We start from the raw sequence: 16,292 nt of genomic DNA on the forward strand, positions 1-16,292 counted from the left end.
GCCCCCGCGGGAGCCGCGCCGCCCGTAGGCCCTGTCCGGCCGATCTTGCCGGACAGGGCCGAGGGGAGGGGCCGTCAGCGCCGCCGCGCGCTGCCGAGGCCCGCCAGCAGGAAGGCCAGCGCCACCCCGGCCCCGCTGACCGCCGCGAGCGCCACCCGGGAGCCGACGGCGCCCTCGTCCGACAGCAGGATCGCCACCGCCCCCAGCGAGGCGACGGCGGCGCCGACGACCAGCCACCCCGCGAGGGTGACGGCGGCGGGGCGGCCGGAGCGCGGCGCCGGCCGGGCGCCCAGGGCGGCCCAGCGGGCGGCGGCCTCGTGCTGCTCCCCGCGCCGGTCCCACCGGGCGCGGACCCGCAGCGCCGCGCCGCCGACCAGCCCGGCGAGGGCGATCTGCGCGGCGGGCCGCCAGTCGGGCAGGGCGAGCAGCAGCCCGCCGGCCATGGCGAGGGCGGCCCACCACAGGACGCAGGCCGCCGCGGCCGTGCGGGTGGAGCGGGGCCGGTCGGCGCCGGCCTGGAGGTCGGCGATGGCGGGCAGGTACCAGACGCAGCCGCTCGCGGTGAGCGCGGCGGTGCCGATGGCGAGGACGGTGTGGGTCATGGGGCCGGCCTTCCAGGTCGCGAGGGGGGAGCCGTCCCCGCCCGTGACGGGGGCGTGGGCGGGGACGGCGGTCGGTGGGTGTTCGGAGCGGGTGGCCGGGGCGCGCCCGGCCTCGGGTCAGCTGTCCACGGCGGACCGCTCGCGCTCCGCCCTGGTCTGCGGCAGGTCGTACTTGGCCGGGGTCACGTCGCCCAGGTGGGTGGCGGGCTTGCCGGTGTTCTCCAGGACGTCCAGGGCCGCGATGTCGGGGTGGTGCAGGTCGAAGGCCGGGGATTCGGAGCGGATCCTCGGCAGCCGGACGAAGTTGTGCCGGGGCGGCGGGCAGGAGGTGGCCCACTCCAGCGAGCGGCCGTAGCCCCACGGGTCGTCGGCCTCGACCTTCTCGCCGTACTTGGCCGTCTTCCAGATGTTGTAGAGGAACGGCAGGATCGACAGCCCGAGCAGGAAGGAGAAGATGGTGGACAGGGTGTTGAGCGTGGTGAAGCCGTCCGAGGCCAGGTAGTCGGCGTAGCGGCGCGGCATGCCCTCGGCGCCGAGCCAGTGCTGGACCAGGAAGGTGCCGTGGAAGCCGACGGTGAGCGTCCAGAAGGTGATCCGGCCGAGCCGTTCGTCGAGCTTCTTGCCGGTCATCTTGGGCCACCAGAAGTGGAAGCCGGCGAACATCGCGTAGACCACGGTGCCGAACAGCGTGTAGTGGAAGTGGGCGACGACGAAGTACGAGTCGGAGACGTGGAAGTCGATCGGCGGGGCGGCGAGCAGCACGCCGGTGAGGCCGCCGAACAGGAAGGTGACCAGGAAGCCGACCGTCCACAGCATCGGTGTCTCGAAGCTGAGCGAGCCCTTCCACATGGTGCCGACCCAGTTGAAGAACTTGACCCCGGTCGGGACGGCGATGAGGAAGGTCATGAAGGAGAAGAACGGCAGCAGCACCTGCCCGGTGACGTACATGTGGTGCGCCCACACCGTCACCGACAGGCCGGCGATGGCGACGGTGGCGGCGATCAGCCCCGCGTAGCCGAACATCGGCTTGCGGCTGAAGACCGGGATGATCTCGGAGATGATCCCGAAGAACGGCAGCGCCAGGATGTACACCTCGGGATGGCCGAAGAACCAGAACAGGTGCTGCCAGAGCATCGCCCCGCCGTTGGCCGGGTCGAAGACGTGCGAGCCGAACTTGCGGTCGCATTCGAGGGCGAGCAGGGCGGCGGCGAGGACGGGGAAGACCAGCAGCACCAGCACCGAGGTGAGCAGCACGTTCCAGCAGAAGATGGACATCCGGAACATGGTCAGCCCGGGTGCGCGCATGCAGATGATCGTGGTGATGAAGTTGACGGCGCCGAGGATGCTGCCGAAGCCGGAGAGCGTCACGCCCATGATCCACATGTCGGCGCCGACGCTGGGCGAGTGCACGGCGTCGGACAGCGGCGCGTAGAGGAACCAGCCGAAGTCGGCGGCGCCCTGCGGGGTCGCGAAGCCGGCGGCGGCGATCAGCGAGCCGAACATGAACAGCCAGAAGGACAGCATGTTCAGGCGCGGGAAGGCGACGTCCGGGGCGCCGATCTGCAGCGGCATGATCCAGTTGGCGAAGCCGGTGAACAGCGGCATCGCGAAGAGCAGCAGCATCACCGAGCCGTGCATGGTGAAGGCCTGGTTGAACTGCTCGTTGGAGAGGATCTGCGTTCCGGGCCGGGCGAGTTCGGCGCGCATGACCAGCGCCAGGACACCGCCGATCAGGAAGAACCCGAACGCCGACACCAGGTACATGGAGCCGATCGTCTTGTGGTCGGTGGTGGTCAGCAGTCTGACCACGGCCGAACCGGGCCGTTTCGGCCGAACCGACGGCTGCGGTACGGAGGTTGGCGGTGGCGTGGGGTCGCCCTGTGCCGGGGTGGCGCTCAAGGACGCACTCCTTAGGAACGTCGTGCGAATGGCTGGCGATCCATGATCCGAACGCACCGCCCCCGCCCCCTAGGGCCGTTCGACCCGCGCCCCCGGGGCCGCACGGCCCGCGTTCCGGCGCCCGGACCGGGACCTCCGGTGGCCGTCGGTCCCGCCCCGGCCCCTCGGGCGGCGCTCACCGCGCCGACGAGCACCGCTGGAGGAACGCCGGAACCGCCCCGGCGCCCGCACCCCGGACCGCCCCCGCCCGGCCCCGTCCGCCCGGGGGCCCGCACCCCCGGCCCCGACCCTCCGCCGCGCCCCGCCGGCCCCTCCCACCCCGCCCCACCGGCCACGACACCGCGCCCGCCGGCCGCCACCGCAGCCGGCCGCCGCCGCCCCCGGATGCCGCCTCCCCCAGGTGCCCGAAGTGTGAGGGTCGCGTGAGCGAAACAGGACGATTCCGTGCCCTACAGATCGGATCGGCCGTCAAGTAGCCTGCGGCCACGCCCGCACCTCACCGGTCACACCCCCGCTCGGACACGCCCTGGCCCCCACCCACGCCCCGGAGGTACGCCGATGCCCCTGGCCCAGCCCGCCGCCCCCACCCGGCCGCGCTTCTCCGTCCTCGGCCCGCTGACCGGCGAAGCGGACGGCCGCCCGCTCGCCCTCGGCCCGCTGAAGCAGCGGCTGGTGCTGGCCGTCCTGCTGAGCCGCGCCAACACGGCCGTCCCGGTCGACCTGCTCACCGACGCGGTCTGGCCCGAGGAGCCGCCGCGCACCGCCCGCAAGAACCTCCAGGTCTACATCTGCACGCTGCGCACCCTGCTCGGCCGCGACCCCGGGCCCGAACGACTGGTCCACACCGCCGGCGGCTACCTGCTGCGGGTCGCCGAACCCGAGCTCGACGTCCTCCAGTTCCGCGCCCTCGCCCGGGCCGGCCGGGCCGCCGCCGACAGCGGCGCGCTCGCCCCCGCCGCCCGGCTGCTGCGCCAGGCCCTCGACCTGTGGCAGGGCCCGCCGCTCGCCGACCTGCGCTGCTCGCCCGCCGTCCAGGCCGAGGCCGACCGGTTGGAGGCCCGCTGCCTCGGCGTCCACGAGGACTGGGCGGAGACCGAGTTGGAGCTCGGCAACGCCACCGCCGTCGCCGAGGAACTCGCCGACCTGGCCGAGCGCCACCCGCTGCGCGAACGCCTCCAGGCCGCCCGAATGAACGCCCTGCACCTGTCCGGCCGCCAGGCCGAGGCGCTCGCCGTCTACGACACCCACCGCCAGTTGCTCGCCCGCGAGTTGGGCCTCGAACCCAGCCCCGCCCTGACCGCCCGCTACCGGCAGCTGCTCGCCCACGGCCCGGCCCGCCCCGCCACCGCCCGGCCGGCGCAGCACCCCGGCCCGAGCGGCGCACTGCTGCCCGCCGACGCCACCGACTTCACCGGTCGAAGCCACGAACTGCGCGACCTGATCGATGCGTTGGCGGAGGGCGGCGAGCGCGTCGCGGTCCTCTCCGGCCCGGCCGGCATCGGCAAGACCGCCCTCGCCGTGCACGCCGGACACCTGCTCGCCGACCGCTTCCCCGACGGCCGGCTGCTGCTCCGGCTGCGCACCGAGGACGGCACCCCGCGCCCGCTCGCCGACATCCTCACCGAACTCGCCGCCCTCACCGGCCGATCCGGCCCCAGACCGGCCGACCCGGCCCAGGCCGCCGCCCTCTGGCGCGCCTCCCTGGCCGGACGCCGGATGCTGCTGATCCTCGACGACGCCCCCGGCGAGGCCGTGGTCCGCGAACTGCTGCCGGGCTTCGGCCCGAGCGCCACCCTTGTCACCTCGCGCAGCCAACTCGCCGGACTGGCCTCGGTGCACCGGGTCACCGTGCCGCCCTTCGCCCCCGCCGAGGCGCTCGACCTGCTCGGCCGGATCGTCGGCACCGGCCGGACCGGCACCGACCGCGCGGCCGCCGCCCGGATCGTCGAGGCCTGCGGGCTGCTGCCGCTCGCCGTGCGGGTCGCCGGCACCCGGCTCGCCGTCCTGCGCCACCTGCCGCTCGCCGAGTACGCGGCCCGCCTCGCCGACCCGGCCGGCGCCCTGGACGAACTCGTCGCCGGGGACGTCACCGTCCGCGCCCGCCTCGACTCCGGCTGGCGCGACCTCACCGACCAGGGCCGCCTCGCCCTCGGCCGGCTCGCCGCCCTCCCGCTCTCCCTGCTGTTCACCCTCCCCGAGGCCGCCGCCGCCCTCGGCCGCCCCGAACGCCTCGCCCTGCGCACCCTGGAGGCCCTCACCGACACCGGCGCCGTCACCTCCCCCACCGGCGAGGTCACCGCCCACGCCGCCCTCTACGCCCTCCCCCGCCTCACCCACCTGCACGCCCGCGAGCACAGCACCGTACTGGCCGACAACCTCAGCTGAGCCCGCCGCGCCGGCCGGCGCCCCTTGGGCCGAGCGTCAGCATGTCCAGCAACTCCCCGCCCTCCAGGCCCTGTTCGACGGCCCGCAGGGCGAGCAGGACGCCCGCCGCCCCGGTGTGCAGGTCCGCCGAGAACCGCCGCAGCCGCATCCCGGGGACGAGCAGCCCCTCCGGCCGCGCGACCAGGTGCCACTGGAGCTTGCGGACCTGCTCGCGGACGGTGTCCCGGACCGCCGGACCGCCCAGCCGGTCCAGCGCCAGCAGCAGCCCGGCGCGGCCCCGGAACAGCCCGGGCTCGCGGACGAATCCGGGGGCGCAGACCCGCCGCACGTCGGCGAGGAACTCCTCGGGCCCGCCGAACTCCCCGAACCCGTCGAACTCCTCGGGCCCGTCGAACTCCTCGGACCTACCGCCGCCGAGCGCCTGGTACTCCTGGGCGACGAGCGCGATCCCGCTGCTGCCGCGGTCGAGGTAGGCGAGCCTCCGCCCCCGGTCGAGGACCTGCACCGACCCGTCGGGCACCCGTACGCACTGCGCCACGGCGCGCTCCAGCGCCTCGCGCCCGGAGGCCAGCAGCCAGTCCTCGCCGGTCCGCTGGTACAGCCGCAGCTGGACGAGGGCGATGCCGGCGAGGCCGTACAGCAGTCCGGCCGCCGTCGGCGCGCCGAGCCCCGGGACGGTCTGCCCGCGCAGCACCGCGTCGAGCGCCCGCGCGTCGGCGAGGGCGTCCGCGAGTTCGCGCCGGCTGCCGAGGGCGTCTGCGAGCCGCAGCCGGGCGAGCGCGGCGCCGGCCCGGCCGCCGTGGAGGGCGACGGTGGGCGCGGGCCGGGCCTGCCGGGCCTGTGCGGCCAGTTCGGCGGCCTCGTCGCCGCGGCCGACCCGGGCGAGCACGGCCGCCACGCCGAGCGGCCCGTCGAAGAGCCCGCCTGCGCCCGGTCTCGGGCCGCGCCGCCGCATCGCCGCGATCAGCCAGTCCGCGTACTCGTCGGGGCAGGGCGCCCCGGCCCGGTGCAGCGCGTACAGGACGCCGGCGGCGCCGTGGGCGACGCCGGTGCCGCCGTCGGCGAATCCGGCCGGGTCGCCGGGGAAGAGCCGGTCCGGCCGGTCGGGGGTGGCCCCGGCGTGGATGCCGGCGACGAGTTCGTTCCTGGCGGCGTCGAGGGTGGGACCGGCGAGGAGTTCGCGGACCCGCCGTTCGCCGACCGGTTCCACCGGCGCCACCGGCGCCACCGGCGCCACGGCGCCCGGCCGCACCGGTCCCTCCTCCGGCCCGAGGCCGAACCAGCGCCGTGCCCGCCGTTCCAGCGCGGGCAGCTTGCCGGGATCGCGTTCGGCCAGCTCCATCACGGGCATCAGCAGCATCAGCCAGGTGGCCCAGAGCATGTGGCGGTCGGCGTCGGCCCCGTCGAGCCCGGGCGGGGGCTGCAACCCGCCCGCGCCGGCGAGCGGGACACGGCGGCCGGTGAGCTCCTCCGCGTACTCGAAGTCGACGAGCACCACCGAACCGTCCGGACGGACGATCACATTGGCCGGGTGCAGGTCGCCGAACCGGACGCCCCGCTCGTGCAGGGCGCCGAGCGCCTTCTCCAGCCCGGCCACGACCCCGGCCACCCAGTGCGCGTACTCGGCGCGCTGTCCGGCGGTGCAGTCCTGGTGCACCAGCGGGTAACGGCGGATCGCCTCGGCGAACAGCTGGACGCCCTCGATGTGCTCCTGGACCAGGAAGGTGTGCTCCCAGACCGTCCGGACCTCGTGCAGCCGGGGCACGCAGTCCAGACCGGCGAGCCGTTCCAGCGCCCACTGCTCGCGCCGCAGCCGGGTGACGGCGTCGTCCCCGGCGGCGTCCAGCCCGGCGTGCGGGCGGGCCTCGCGCAGCACCACCCGCTCCCCGGTGGTCCGGTGCTCGGCGAGGTAGATCCCGCCGGCGTTGGAGAACTGCAGCACCTCGACGATCCGGTACGGCAGGTCGCCGCCGGCCGCCTCCCGGGCGGCCAGGTGCGGGCGCAGCTCCTCGGGCGGTTCGACCCAGGCGGGCAGTTGGAACACCGGGTCGCGCCGGTCGGGGACCAGCTCGCCGGACGGGTCGCGCAGCGCGGGCACGGGCCGCCCGTCCTCGTCCTGGCACCACAGCTCGACGAACGCGCCGTAGCGCACGTACACGGGGGCCGTGCCGATCCGCAGGTCGGTGAGCACGTACGGCCCCAGGCGGCCCGCCAGCACCTCGGCCAACTCCGCCGCGACGGCCAGGAACTCCTCCTCCGACCCCGGGTAGACGGTGACGAACTTGCCGCTGCTGCCGCGCCCCATGTACTTGCCGTTCGCGACCCGCAGCGCCTCGTCGCTGCGCAGGAACTTGAACGTCGTGCGGCGCGCCGTGCAGACCCGCGCGACGGCCCGCAGAGTCGCCTCGGCCTCCTCCGGCACGGTCGAGACGTGGATCTTCCAGCCCTGCTCCGGCAGCCGGGCGCCGTCCGGCCGCAACGCCGTCCACAGCCCGCGCCGTTCGCGCCGCCACCCGGCGGGCGGTGCGCCGAGCCCCAGCGGGTACCGGCCGGCCCGGTCGCGGAGGCGCCCCGGGGTGTCGTAGTACATCGGATCGGCGAGGCAGTACAGCTGGGTCTCCTGGGCGCCGGCCATGGCGCGCCTCCTGTTCCGGGTCGTCTTCCAAGCTCTTCCGGGTCATTCGTCTCCCGGGCCGCCGGGCCGTTCAGCCTGCGGGTGCGGGTAGCGGTGCCGGGACCGGCGCCGGGCCGCGCCGGACCGGCGGCGCCCAGGTGACCACGGCCGCGCAGAGCGAGATGGCGAGGGCCAGCAGCGCGAAGGTCCGGGTGCCGCCCAGGGCGCCGAGCAGCGCGCCGCCCACCAGCGGGCCGAACGGCTGGACCAGGGTGGACAGGAAACCGGCGGCGCTCTGCACCCGGCCGATCCGGTCGGGCGGCGCGGCGAGCAGCATGCCGGAGACGAAGCCGATGCTGGCGACCGTGGACAGGCACATGCACACCGCGCAGAGCAGCCCGATCAGCAGCGGGATCCGGGTGAGCACCAGCACCCCGGCGGTGGCGGCGGCCGCCCAGCAGCTGAGCGCCACCAGCCTGCCGTCACTCGCCCCGGGGCGCGCTCTGGGCCCAGTCCGGGCCTCCAGCCTCGGGGCGAGCAGCGCGCCGGCCAGGGCGCCGGCCGCGGTGCAGGAGACCACGGTGCCGCCGCCGATCCCGGAACGGCCGCCGTCGGAGGCCACGGCCAGGGTGGTGAACATCAGCGCGCTGAACGCGAAGTTCATCCCGAGCCCGAAGATCAGCAGCAGGGTGCGCAGGTAGGGCTGGCGCCAGATGAAGCTGAGTCCGGCGGTCAGTTCGCCGCGGCTGAACGCCGCGCCGCTCCTGGCGGCGGGCACCGAGCGGGTCCGCATCAGCGCGACGCAGACGGTGGAGAGCAGCAGCCCGACGCCCTCCGCGAGGAACGGCAGCACCGGGTGCCAGGCGAACAGCGCGCCGCCGGCGATCGGACCGACCAGCCGGGCGGCGGCGCCGCGCGCCTGCATCCGGGACGACGCCGCGCGGACCTGCTCGCGCGGCACCACCGCGCGCAGCAGGCCGCCGGCGGCGGGCCCGTAGGCGCTGGTGATGAGCGCCCCGGCGGCGGCCACCAGCAGCACCAGCGGCAGCGGGGTGTGGCCGCGCAGGACGGCGATCACCAGCGCGGTGACGGCGAGCAGGCTGCCGACGTCGCACACCCGCATCAGCCGGCGCCGCTCGATCCGGTCGGCGATGACGCCGCCGGGCAGCATGGTGAGCAGCAGCGCGCCGATCGAGACGGTGCCGATGGCGCCCGCCTGGGCGGCCGATCCGGTCTCCCGCAGGACGAGCAACGGCAGGGCGATAGAGGCGAGTTGGGAGCCGAGCGAGGCCATCAGGCCGCCGACCCAGAGCAGCCGGAAGTCCCGGTTGCGGGAGAGCGAGGTGGGCTCCATGGCCGTCCTCCGGGGTGGGGGGTGGAATCGGGCCGGGGCGGTCCCGCACCGGCGGGACCGCCCCGGAAGCCAATCACTGCCCGGCGGCCGGGGGCGGTGGTGCGCCCGCCCCCGCGCCGGACACCGCTGACCTGCCGCTGGTCAGGCGGAGGTCTCGGCGGAGCTGACGTAGCTGATCAGGCTGAAGCAGCTGCCGTCGGAGGCCTCCTGGAGGACCTTCATCGCCTGGAGGTCCAGGACGTTGGCGGCGTGCGCCTCGACCTCCGGGGTCTCCTCGCTGTCCTCGCCGACGATCGGGTCGATGTTCTCGGCCATGGCTGAACTCCCTTCACTGGGTTGATCGGTGGGGGTTCGACGGGTGGTGGCCCGCCGTGGTGAAGACGGTAGGCAGGCGGGGCTGCGCACGGCCTGGGAACCGGTACGGCACCGGTATGGCCGCAGGTCGGGGAGCCGACGGCGGCGCCGTCCGGCCTGCCGCACCCGTCCGCCGGGCCCGCGCACCCGCTCCGGGCTGCGGCCATACCGCCGGCAAGGCGGCCGCGAACCGGGCCCGAAGCCGGGCCGGGGAGCCTGGCCCGGCACGCCCGCACGCCCGGCTCCGACCACGCCCACCCCGGCTCCGTGCGCACCCCCGACCCCGTGCACCACCCAACCTCATGTACTCCCCGATGCACTCCCCGCACCGCGAAGGACTAGCGAAGGACTGCCACCATGCCCTGCCCGCTCTGCGCCCAACTCGCCAGCACGAACGACCAGTTCTGCCCCGCCTGCGGCACCCCCCGGGCCGCCGCCCTCGACCTGGCCGCCGAGGAGCGCAAGCTGGTGACGGTGGTCTTCTGCGACCTGGTCGACTCCACCGCCCTGTCCGGCGCGCTCGACCCGGAGACGCTGCGCGAGGTGATCCTGCGCTACTTCGAACGGATGCACCGTCAGATCGAGGCGCACGGCGGCACCTTGGAGAAGTTCATCGGGGACGCGGTGATGGCGGTGTTCGGCGTCCCGGTGATCCGCGAGGACGACGCCCACCGGGCGCTGGCCGCCGCGCTCGCCATGCTGGAGGACCTGGAGGACCTCAACACCGAGCTGGACGCCACCCTCGGGGTGCGCCTGGACGTCCGGATCGGTGTCAACACCGGCCAGGTGGTGGCGGGTTCGGACGCCTCGGCGCGCCAGGCCCTGATCTCCGGCGAGACCGTGAACATCGCCGCCCGGCTGCAGACCCAGGCCGCCCCCGGCCAGGTGCTGATCGGCCCGCAGACCCTGCGCGCGGCGGGGCCGGCCGCCCAGGTGCACGAGGTCGGCCCGCTGCGGCTCAAGGGCAAGACCGAGCCGGTCACCGCGTACCGCCTGGTCGGGCTGGACGAGGACGACCCCGAGCTGCTGCGCCGCTTCGACGTCCCGCTGGTCGGGCGGGAGCGTGAACTCGCCCAACTGGACGCCGCGCTGGCCCGGGTGTCCGGCGGCCAGGGCGCCGAACTGCTGCTGGTCGTCGGTGAGGCCGGGATCGGCAAGACCCGGCTGGTGCGCGAGTGGCAGGAGCGGACGGGCCGGCACACCGCGCGCTGCGGCACCGGCCGCTGCCGCAGCTACGGCGAGCAGGGCGTCCTGACCCCGCTCGCGGAGGCCGTCGGGGCCCTGCTCGGCGGCCCGGGGACGCCCGCGCCCGCCGAGGCGCTGGACCGGCTGGCACAGGCCACCGCGCCCGGGGTGGGCGCCGAACAGTCCCTGGACCGGCTGGCCGCGATCCTGCGCGGGCGGACCGTCGAGCGCCCGGCCGTGCTGGTCCTGGACGACTGCCAGTGGGCCGGCCCGGTGCTGCTGGACGCCGCCGAGCGGCTGGTCGCCGCCCTCGGCCAGGCCCCGGTGCTGCTGCTGTGCCTGGCCCGGCCGGAGCTGCCGGCCTCCCGCCCGGAGCTGCCGGCGCTGCCGGTCGGCGGCCTGTCCTGGGACGAATCGGCGCTGCTGGCCGCCCAGTTGACGGAGCTGAGCGCCCACCAGGACGCGGTGCCGACCCGGCTGCTGGAGCGGGCCGAGGGCAACCCGCTGCACCTGGAGGAGCTGCTGGCTGCCCTCACCGAGGCGGACGGCCCGGCCCTCGCCGACGAACTCCCGCCCACCGGCCGGGCGCTGCTCAGCGCGCGGATCGACGACCTGGAGCGCGACGAGCGCACCACCCTGGACCTGGCCGCCGTGCTCGGTCGCGCCTTCACCGCCGCCGAACTCGCCCAGCTCGCCCGCGGCGGCGCCGACCAGGACGCCTTCGCCGACCCGGAGGACGACGTCTTCACCGGTCCGTTCGACGGCCTCCCCGGCCTGCCCGCGGGCGACGACACCCCGCCGCGGCTGCACGCCGCGCTGGCCCGGCTGGCCGAGCGCCGCCTGGTCGAACCGGCCGGCACCAGCTTCCGGTTCAGCAGCGGCCTGGTCCAGGAGTCGGTCTACCAGTCGATGTCCAAGCGGGCCCGCGCCGAGCGCCACGAACGCGCCGCCGACCTGCCGGCCGTCCGCGCCGCCGGGGACGCCGCCGTCGGCGGCCACCTGGAGCGCGCCCACCGCTACCGGCTCGAACTCGGCCTGCTGGACGCCCGGACGGACGCCCTGCGCACCCGCGCGGCGGCCGCCCTCGGCGTGGCCGGCGCCCACGCCCTCGCCCACGCCGACCTGCCCGCCGCCACCGACCTGCTGGAGCGCGCCGTCCGGCTGCACTACCCGAACGAGCGCACCGCCGGCCCGACGCTGCGCCGCCTCGGCGAGGCCCGGCTGGCGCTCGGCCGGGCCGACGAGGCCCTGCCCGTCCTGGCGCAGGTCCGCGACTCGGCCGCCGACCCGCTGGACGCCGCGCACGCCCGGCTCGCGCTGGCCGCGCGCGGCCTGCCGCCCGGCCCGGAGCAGCCCGCCGCCACCGCCCGCGCCGTCCTCCCGCTCTTCATCGACCTGCGGGACGACCTCGGCCAGGCCCGGGCCGGGCTGCGCCTGGCCGAGGAACACCTGCTGGCGGGCCGGCACACCGAGGCGGAGCGGCTGCTGGACGACGCCCTCGACCACGCCGCCCGCACCGACGCCGAGCTGGACCGGGCCGCCGTACTGGCCGCGCTGGCCGCCTCCCTGCTGGCGGGCCCCGAGCCCGTCCCGAACGCCGTCTTCCGGCTGCGGGCCCTGCTGGCCGGGCACGGCGCCGGCCACCGGACGGTGCGGGTCGCGCTCAACGGCCCGCTGGCCGTCCTGCTCGCCCTGCGCGACCGGCCCGGCGAGGCCGAACTGCTGCTGGCCGAGGCCAACGGCCTGGCGGGGGAGCTGTCGCTGGCCGACGCGATGGTCTCGCTGCCCGCCCTGACCGCCCAGGCCGCGGCGGCCACCGGCCAGACCGGGCAGGCGCTGGACCTGCTCGCCGACGCCGCCGAGGTCGCCCGCCGGCTGGGCAACGCCGCCCCGCTGCCCCGGCTCGCCCTCACCACCGCCCGCGCCCTGCTGGACACCGACCGCCCGGGCCCGGCCGCCCGCCACCTGGACGGCGTCGACGCCACGTCCGCGCTGCCGCCGGTGCTGGCGATCGAGCTGGACGCGCTGCGCGGCCGGCTCGCCGCCTCCCGGGGTGAGGCCGACCCGGCGCTGGAGCTGACCGCGGCCGCCGCCCAGGCCGCCGAGGCCACCGAGTCGCTGCTGCTCCAGGCGCTCACCGCGCTGGACCGCGCCCACGCGCTGCTGCTGCTCGACCGGCGCGCCGAGGCCGCCGTGGCGGCCGCCACCGCCCGGGACCGGTTCGCCGCCAAGGGCCACCTGCCGGGCGTGCGCCGGGCCGAGCGGCTCGGCGGCGCCCGGTGAGCGGCCCGGCCGGCCTCACCTGGAGCCTGCGCGGCCGGGCCGCCGCGGACCTGCCGGTGCTCGCCGACACCACCGCGCACGGCAGCGCCGCCCACGACACCACCGGCCCCGACACCACCGGTCCCGACGGCGGGGGCACCGGCAAGGGTGTGCGGGTGTGCGTCGTGGACTCCGGCATCGAGCCGGACCACCCGTTGGTCGGCCCGCTGAACGGCTCCTGGGTGGTGGTCAAGGACCCGACGACCCGGGAGCTGGTGGTCCGCCCCGACCGCACCGGCGACACCTGCGGCCACGGCACCGCCTGCGCGGGCATCATCCGCCGCACCGCCCCGGACTGCGAGCTGTACAGCGTCCGGGTGCTCGGCGAACGCTTCACCGGCACCGGCGACATGCTGATCACCGGGCTGCGCTGGGCCGTCGAGCAGGGCTTCGACGTCGTCAACCTCAGCCTCTCCACCACCCGGACCCGCTTCCTGGAGGAGCTGCACGCGATCGCCGACGACGCCTTCTTCGCCCGCACCGCGATCGTCGCCTCCGCCCACAACACCCCGGTGGAGAGCTACCCCTGGCGGTTCTCCTCGGTCATCTCGGTCGGCAGCCACCAGGAGGACGACCCGGCCCTGCACCTGTACAACCCGGCGCCGCCGGTCGAGTTCTTCGCCCCCGGCCAGAACGTCCGGGTCCCCTGGCTCGGCGGCTCCACCATCCGCACCACCGGCAACAGCTTCGCCACCCCGTACGTCGCCGGGCTGTGCGCCCGCATCCTGTCCGGCCACCCGAGGCTGACGACCTTCCAGCTGAAGAGCGCGCTCTACCTCACCGCAGCCAACGTCCAGGTCGGCCCCGGTGCCGGTCCTCACCGTCCCCCAGGCGGGAGTTCGACGACCGGGCCCACCCCGTCCACCCCCATCACGGAGGCGCCCGATGACCCTCAGCACTGATCCCGCCGTCGACCCGCTGGCCCGCGAGCTGCTGCAGTCCGTGGTGGACGTGGCCCGAGCGATCTTCGGCGCCGAGGCCGGTTCGGTCTGCCTGCTCGACGAGGCGGCCGGGGAGCTGGTGTTCCAGGCCGTCTCGGGGCGCGGCGAGGAGTCCCTGGTGGGCCGCCGCTTCCCGGCGGGCAGCGGCATCGCGGGCTGGGTCGCCGCCTCGGGCGAGCCGATGGTGGTCGACGACCTGGGCGCGAGCCGCACCTTCGACCGGGCCTTCGCCGAGTCCACCGCGTACGTTCCGAACGCGCTGATGGCGGCGCCGCTGACGCACGGCAGCAGGGTGCTGGGCGTCCTGGAGGTGCTGGACCCGGCCCCGCAGGCCCGGTCCAGCCTGCCCGAGCTGGACCTGCTCGCCCTGTTCGCCCGCCAGGCCGCCGCCGCCCTGCGGGTCATCGCCGAGCGCTCCCCGGCCCCGGCGGCGGTGCCCGACCGCGCCGCCGCCCTCGACCTGCTGGCCGACCTGGAGGAGCTGCTGCGCCGTCAGCCCTGACGCGGTGCCAACCGCGCGATCGATCCGCGCTCCAGCGCCGCGTACACCGCGCCGTCCGGGCCGACGGCGATGCCGTGCGGCTCGGCGGCCGGGCCGGGCAGCCGGTGGCCGTCGAGCTGCCCGTCCGGGCCGAGCACCCCGATCCGGCCGGCGCCCCACTCGGTGAACCAGAGCCGACCGTCCGGGCCGCAGGTGATCGCGTGCGGCCGGGCCGCCCGGTCGGCCAGCGGGTACTCGGTGACCTCGCCGTCCACCGTGATCCGGCCGACCAGCCCGCCGCCGATGCCGACGTACCAGAGCGCGCCGTCCGTCCCGGCGGTGATCCCGACGGGGGCGGTGCCCCCGGTGGGCAGCGGGTGGACGGCCACCTCGCCCCCGACGGTGATCCGGGCGACGGCGTCCGCCTGGTTGAGCGTGCACCAGAGCGCGCCGTCCGGGCCGGCCGTGATGAACGACGGGAAGGCCCCGGCCCGCGGCAGCGGGTACTCCGTCACCTCGCCCTCGACGGTGATCCGCCCGATCCGGTCGGCGTTCAGCTCGGTGAACCAGAGCGCCCCGTCGGGCCCCGCCGCGATCCCGTAGGGCCCGGCGCCCGCCGTCGGCACGGCGAAGGAGCGCGTCTTCCCGTCGGTGTCGATCCGTCCGATCCGGTGGTCGCGCATCCGGGTGAACCAGAGCGCGCCGTCCGGGCCGACGGCGAGCACCGCGGGCCCGCACTCCGGCGCCCCGAGGCCGTAGCGCTCGACCGTGCCGTCCGCCGCCAGCCGTCCGATCTCCCCGGCGTGCACCAGCGTGAACCACACGCCCCCGTCCGGCCCCACGGCGACCCCGTACGGTCCGGCCCCCTCCTCGGCGACCTCGATCAGCTCCGCGATCCGTGTCATGCGAACCCCCACCCTCACTATCGCGACTTTTATCGCATTAGTGATGCTCGCACGCCCGCCCCGCCCCCGGCAACCGGGTTACTCCCCGTTCCCCGCGCGGCGGGCGGCCCGCGGAGCGGGGACACCGCGCAGGACGGAGACGATGCCCACGCCGGCGGCGCACACCGGGACGGCGAGCAGGGCCCCGAGGATGCCGGCGATCCCGGAGCCGGCCACCACGGCGACCATGATGGTGGCCGGGTGCAGCTCCACCGTCCGGCTCTGGATGAGGGGTTGGAGCACGTTGCCCTCGAACAGCTGGACCGCCATCACCACGCCGAGCGCCCACAGCGCCGTCCCGATCCCGCCGTCGGCGAGCGCGACCAGCACGGACACCGCCCCGGACAGGAAGGCCCCGACGAACGGGATGTAGGCGCCCATGAACACCAGCGCGCCCAGCCCCGGCGCGCCGGGCACGCCGAGCGCCACCAGGCCGATGGTGATGAAGGTGGCGTCGATCAGCGCGATCAGCGAGGTGCCGCGCATGAAGCCGGCCATCGCGTCGAAGGCCCGCTCGGCACAGGCGATCACGGTCTCGGCGCTGCGCTCGGGCAGGTAGGAGCGGATCGTGTCGCCGGTGCGGTGGCCGTCCCGGAGGAAGAAGAACACCAGGGCGAGCGCCAGCACGCCGCCGGCGATCAGCTGGGTGGCCAGGCCCAGCCCGGACAGCACGCCGTTGGTGACGGTCGAGACCAGCGAGTTGGTCTCCCCCTTGGCGTTGTCCAGCGCGTGCCGGATCTTCTCCCCGGTCGGGCCGAGCCACGCGGCGAGCTGGTTGCCCGCCTGCTGGAGGGACTCGGCGATCTGCGGGGCGCTGTGCACCAGCGCGTTGACCAGCAGCGCGATCACCCCGCTGACGGCGGCGACCAGCAGCACGCAGGTGAGCCCGGCGGCCAGCCCCCGGTTCACGCCCCGCCGGACCATCCACGGCACCGCCGGGTAGAGCAGCGAGGCCCCCAGCAGCGCCAGCACCACCGGCACGGTCGCGGCCCGCAGCTCGACCAGCGCGAGGACCAGCAGCGAGGCGAGCGCGAGCAGCAGGATCACCGCCGCGGCCCAGGCGGCCGCCTGCCGGACCACCGGCGGCAGCATCAGGTACGGCCTGCGGGGGTCCGGCGCGGCCCCGCCCACGAACCGGGGCTCCACCGCCGGACCCTCCCCAGCCGGATGCTCCTCGGGCACGGCCACCTCCGCCTGGCTCGTCGACGAGT

General features: G+C 76.1%; 11 protein-coding genes. 4 read left to right on the forward strand and 7 right to left on the reverse strand.

Going from position 1 to position 16,292, the window contains the following annotated elements; translation table 11 throughout:
• Positions 1 to 74: 74 nt before the first annotated feature.
• The gene (locus tag ACFWPT_RS35095; RefSeq protein ID WP_063346184.1) at positions 75 to 602 is read right to left on the reverse strand and encodes a hypothetical protein; all 528 of its coding nucleotides are present in this window, start codon (positions 600 to 602) and stop codon (positions 75 to 77) included.
• 117 nt (positions 603 to 719) lie between these two features.
• Complete coding sequence (ctaD, locus tag ACFWPT_RS35100; RefSeq protein ID WP_380345321.1) at positions 720 to 2,366, reverse strand: cytochrome c oxidase subunit I; 1,647 nt, start codon at positions 2,364 to 2,366, stop codon at positions 720 to 722.
• 693 nt (positions 2,367 to 3,059) lie between these two features.
• Here ctaD and ACFWPT_RS35105 point away from each other — a divergent pair.
• On the forward strand, positions 3,060 to 4,886 hold the full coding sequence (locus tag ACFWPT_RS35105; protein ID WP_380486804.1) for a BTAD domain-containing putative transcriptional regulator: 1,827 nt from the start codon (positions 3,060 to 3,062) through the stop codon (positions 4,884 to 4,886).
• On the opposite strand, the gene lanKC is transcribed toward ACFWPT_RS35105, so the two are convergent.
• The 3 genes from lanKC to ACFWPT_RS35120 form a co-directional block, all read right to left on the reverse strand.
• On the reverse strand, positions 4,879 to 7,521 hold the full coding sequence (gene lanKC, locus ACFWPT_RS35110; protein ID WP_380486806.1) for a class III lanthionine synthetase LanKC: 2,643 nt from the start codon (positions 7,519 to 7,521) through the stop codon (positions 4,879 to 4,881). The two genes, ACFWPT_RS35105 and lanKC, sit on opposite strands and share 8 nt — an antisense overlap.
• A 70-nt stretch (positions 7,522 to 7,591) precedes the next feature.
• On the reverse strand, positions 7,592 to 8,854 hold the full coding sequence (locus ACFWPT_RS35115) for an MFS transporter (protein ID WP_380372089.1): 1,263 nt from the start codon (positions 8,852 to 8,854) through the stop codon (positions 7,592 to 7,594).
• A gap of 141 nt (positions 8,855 to 8,995) precedes the next feature.
• Positions 8,996 to 9,169 (reverse strand): hypothetical protein, encoded by a 174-nt coding sequence (locus ACFWPT_RS35120; protein ID WP_159398320.1) that lies wholly within the window; start codon positions 9,167 to 9,169, stop codon positions 8,996 to 8,998.
• A 396-nt stretch (positions 9,170 to 9,565) separates the two neighbouring features.
• Here ACFWPT_RS35120 and ACFWPT_RS35125 point away from each other — a divergent pair, with 396 nt between their 5' ends.
• The 3 genes from ACFWPT_RS35125 to ACFWPT_RS35135 are packed head-to-tail and all read left to right on the forward strand — an operon-like array spanning position 9,566 to position 14,158.
• Positions 9,566 to 12,676, forward strand: coding sequence for an adenylate/guanylate cyclase domain-containing protein (locus ACFWPT_RS35125; protein WP_380486808.1), 3,111 nt, complete (start codon positions 9,566 to 9,568; stop codon positions 12,674 to 12,676).
• Complete coding sequence (locus tag ACFWPT_RS35130; protein WP_380486810.1) at positions 12,673 to 13,617, forward strand: S8 family serine peptidase; 945 nt, start codon at positions 12,673 to 12,675, stop codon at positions 13,615 to 13,617. Before ACFWPT_RS35125 ends, ACFWPT_RS35130 begins: the two co-directional genes overlap by 4 nt.
• Positions 13,601 to 14,158 carry a GAF domain-containing protein gene (locus ACFWPT_RS35135; RefSeq protein WP_063346190.1) on the forward strand — a complete coding sequence of 186 codons (558 nt, stop codon included), beginning with the start codon at positions 13,601 to 13,603 and terminating at the stop codon, positions 14,156 to 14,158. The genes ACFWPT_RS35130 and ACFWPT_RS35135 overlap by 17 nt, the downstream gene beginning before the upstream one ends.
• On the opposite strand, the gene ACFWPT_RS35140 is transcribed toward ACFWPT_RS35135, so the two are convergent.
• Together ACFWPT_RS35140 and ACFWPT_RS35145 are read right to left on the reverse strand one after the other, a co-directional pair.
• The gene (locus ACFWPT_RS35140; protein ID WP_380486812.1) at positions 14,149 to 15,042 is read right to left on the reverse strand and encodes a virginiamycin B lyase; all 894 of its coding nucleotides are present in this window, start codon (positions 15,040 to 15,042) and stop codon (positions 14,149 to 14,151) included. The genes ACFWPT_RS35135 and ACFWPT_RS35140 overlap by 10 nt on opposite strands.
• 78 nt (positions 15,043 to 15,120) lie before the next feature.
• The gene (locus ACFWPT_RS35145; protein WP_380372077.1) at positions 15,121 to 16,227 is read right to left on the reverse strand and encodes an AI-2E family transporter; all 1,107 of its coding nucleotides are present in this window, start codon (positions 16,225 to 16,227) and stop codon (positions 15,121 to 15,123) included.
• Positions 16,228 to 16,292: the final 65 nt, after the last annotated feature.

The organism is Kitasatospora sp. NPDC058478 (assembly GCF_042720345.1).
Lineage (GTDB): Bacteria > Actinomycetota > Actinomycetes > Streptomycetales > Streptomycetaceae > Kitasatospora.

Excerpts from the sequence above, each read along its gene's own strand:
- ACFWPT_RS35095 (WP_063346184.1), bottom strand. The coding sequence starts at position 602 with ATGACCCACACCGTCCTCGCCATCGGCACCGCCGCGCTCACCGCGAGC.
- ACFWPT_RS35120 (WP_159398320.1), bottom strand. The coding sequence starts at position 9,169 with ATGGCCGAGAACATCGACCCGATCGTCGGCGAGGACAGCGAGGAGACC.
- ACFWPT_RS35135 (WP_063346190.1), top strand. The coding sequence starts at position 13,601 with ATGACCCTCAGCACTGATCCCGCCGTCGACCCGCTGGCCCGCGAGCTG.
- ACFWPT_RS35140 (WP_380486812.1), bottom strand. The coding sequence starts at position 15,042 with ATGACACGGATCGCGGAGCTGATCGAGGTCGCCGAGGAGGGGGCCGGA.
- ACFWPT_RS35115 (WP_380372089.1), bottom strand. The coding sequence starts at position 8,854 with ATGGAGCCCACCTCGCTCTCCCGCAACCGGGACTTCCGGCTGCTCTGG.
- ctaD (WP_380345321.1), bottom strand. The coding sequence starts at position 2,366 with ATGTACCTGGTGTCGGCGTTCGGGTTCTTCCTGATCGGCGGTGTCCTG.
- ACFWPT_RS35125 (WP_380486808.1), top strand. The coding sequence starts at position 9,566 with ATGCCCTGCCCGCTCTGCGCCCAACTCGCCAGCACGAACGACCAGTTC.
- lanKC (WP_380486806.1), bottom strand. The coding sequence starts at position 7,521 with ATGGCCGGCGCCCAGGAGACCCAGCTGTACTGCCTCGCCGATCCGATG.
- ACFWPT_RS35105 (WP_380486804.1), top strand. The coding sequence starts at position 3,060 with ATGCCCCTGGCCCAGCCCGCCGCCCCCACCCGGCCGCGCTTCTCCGTC.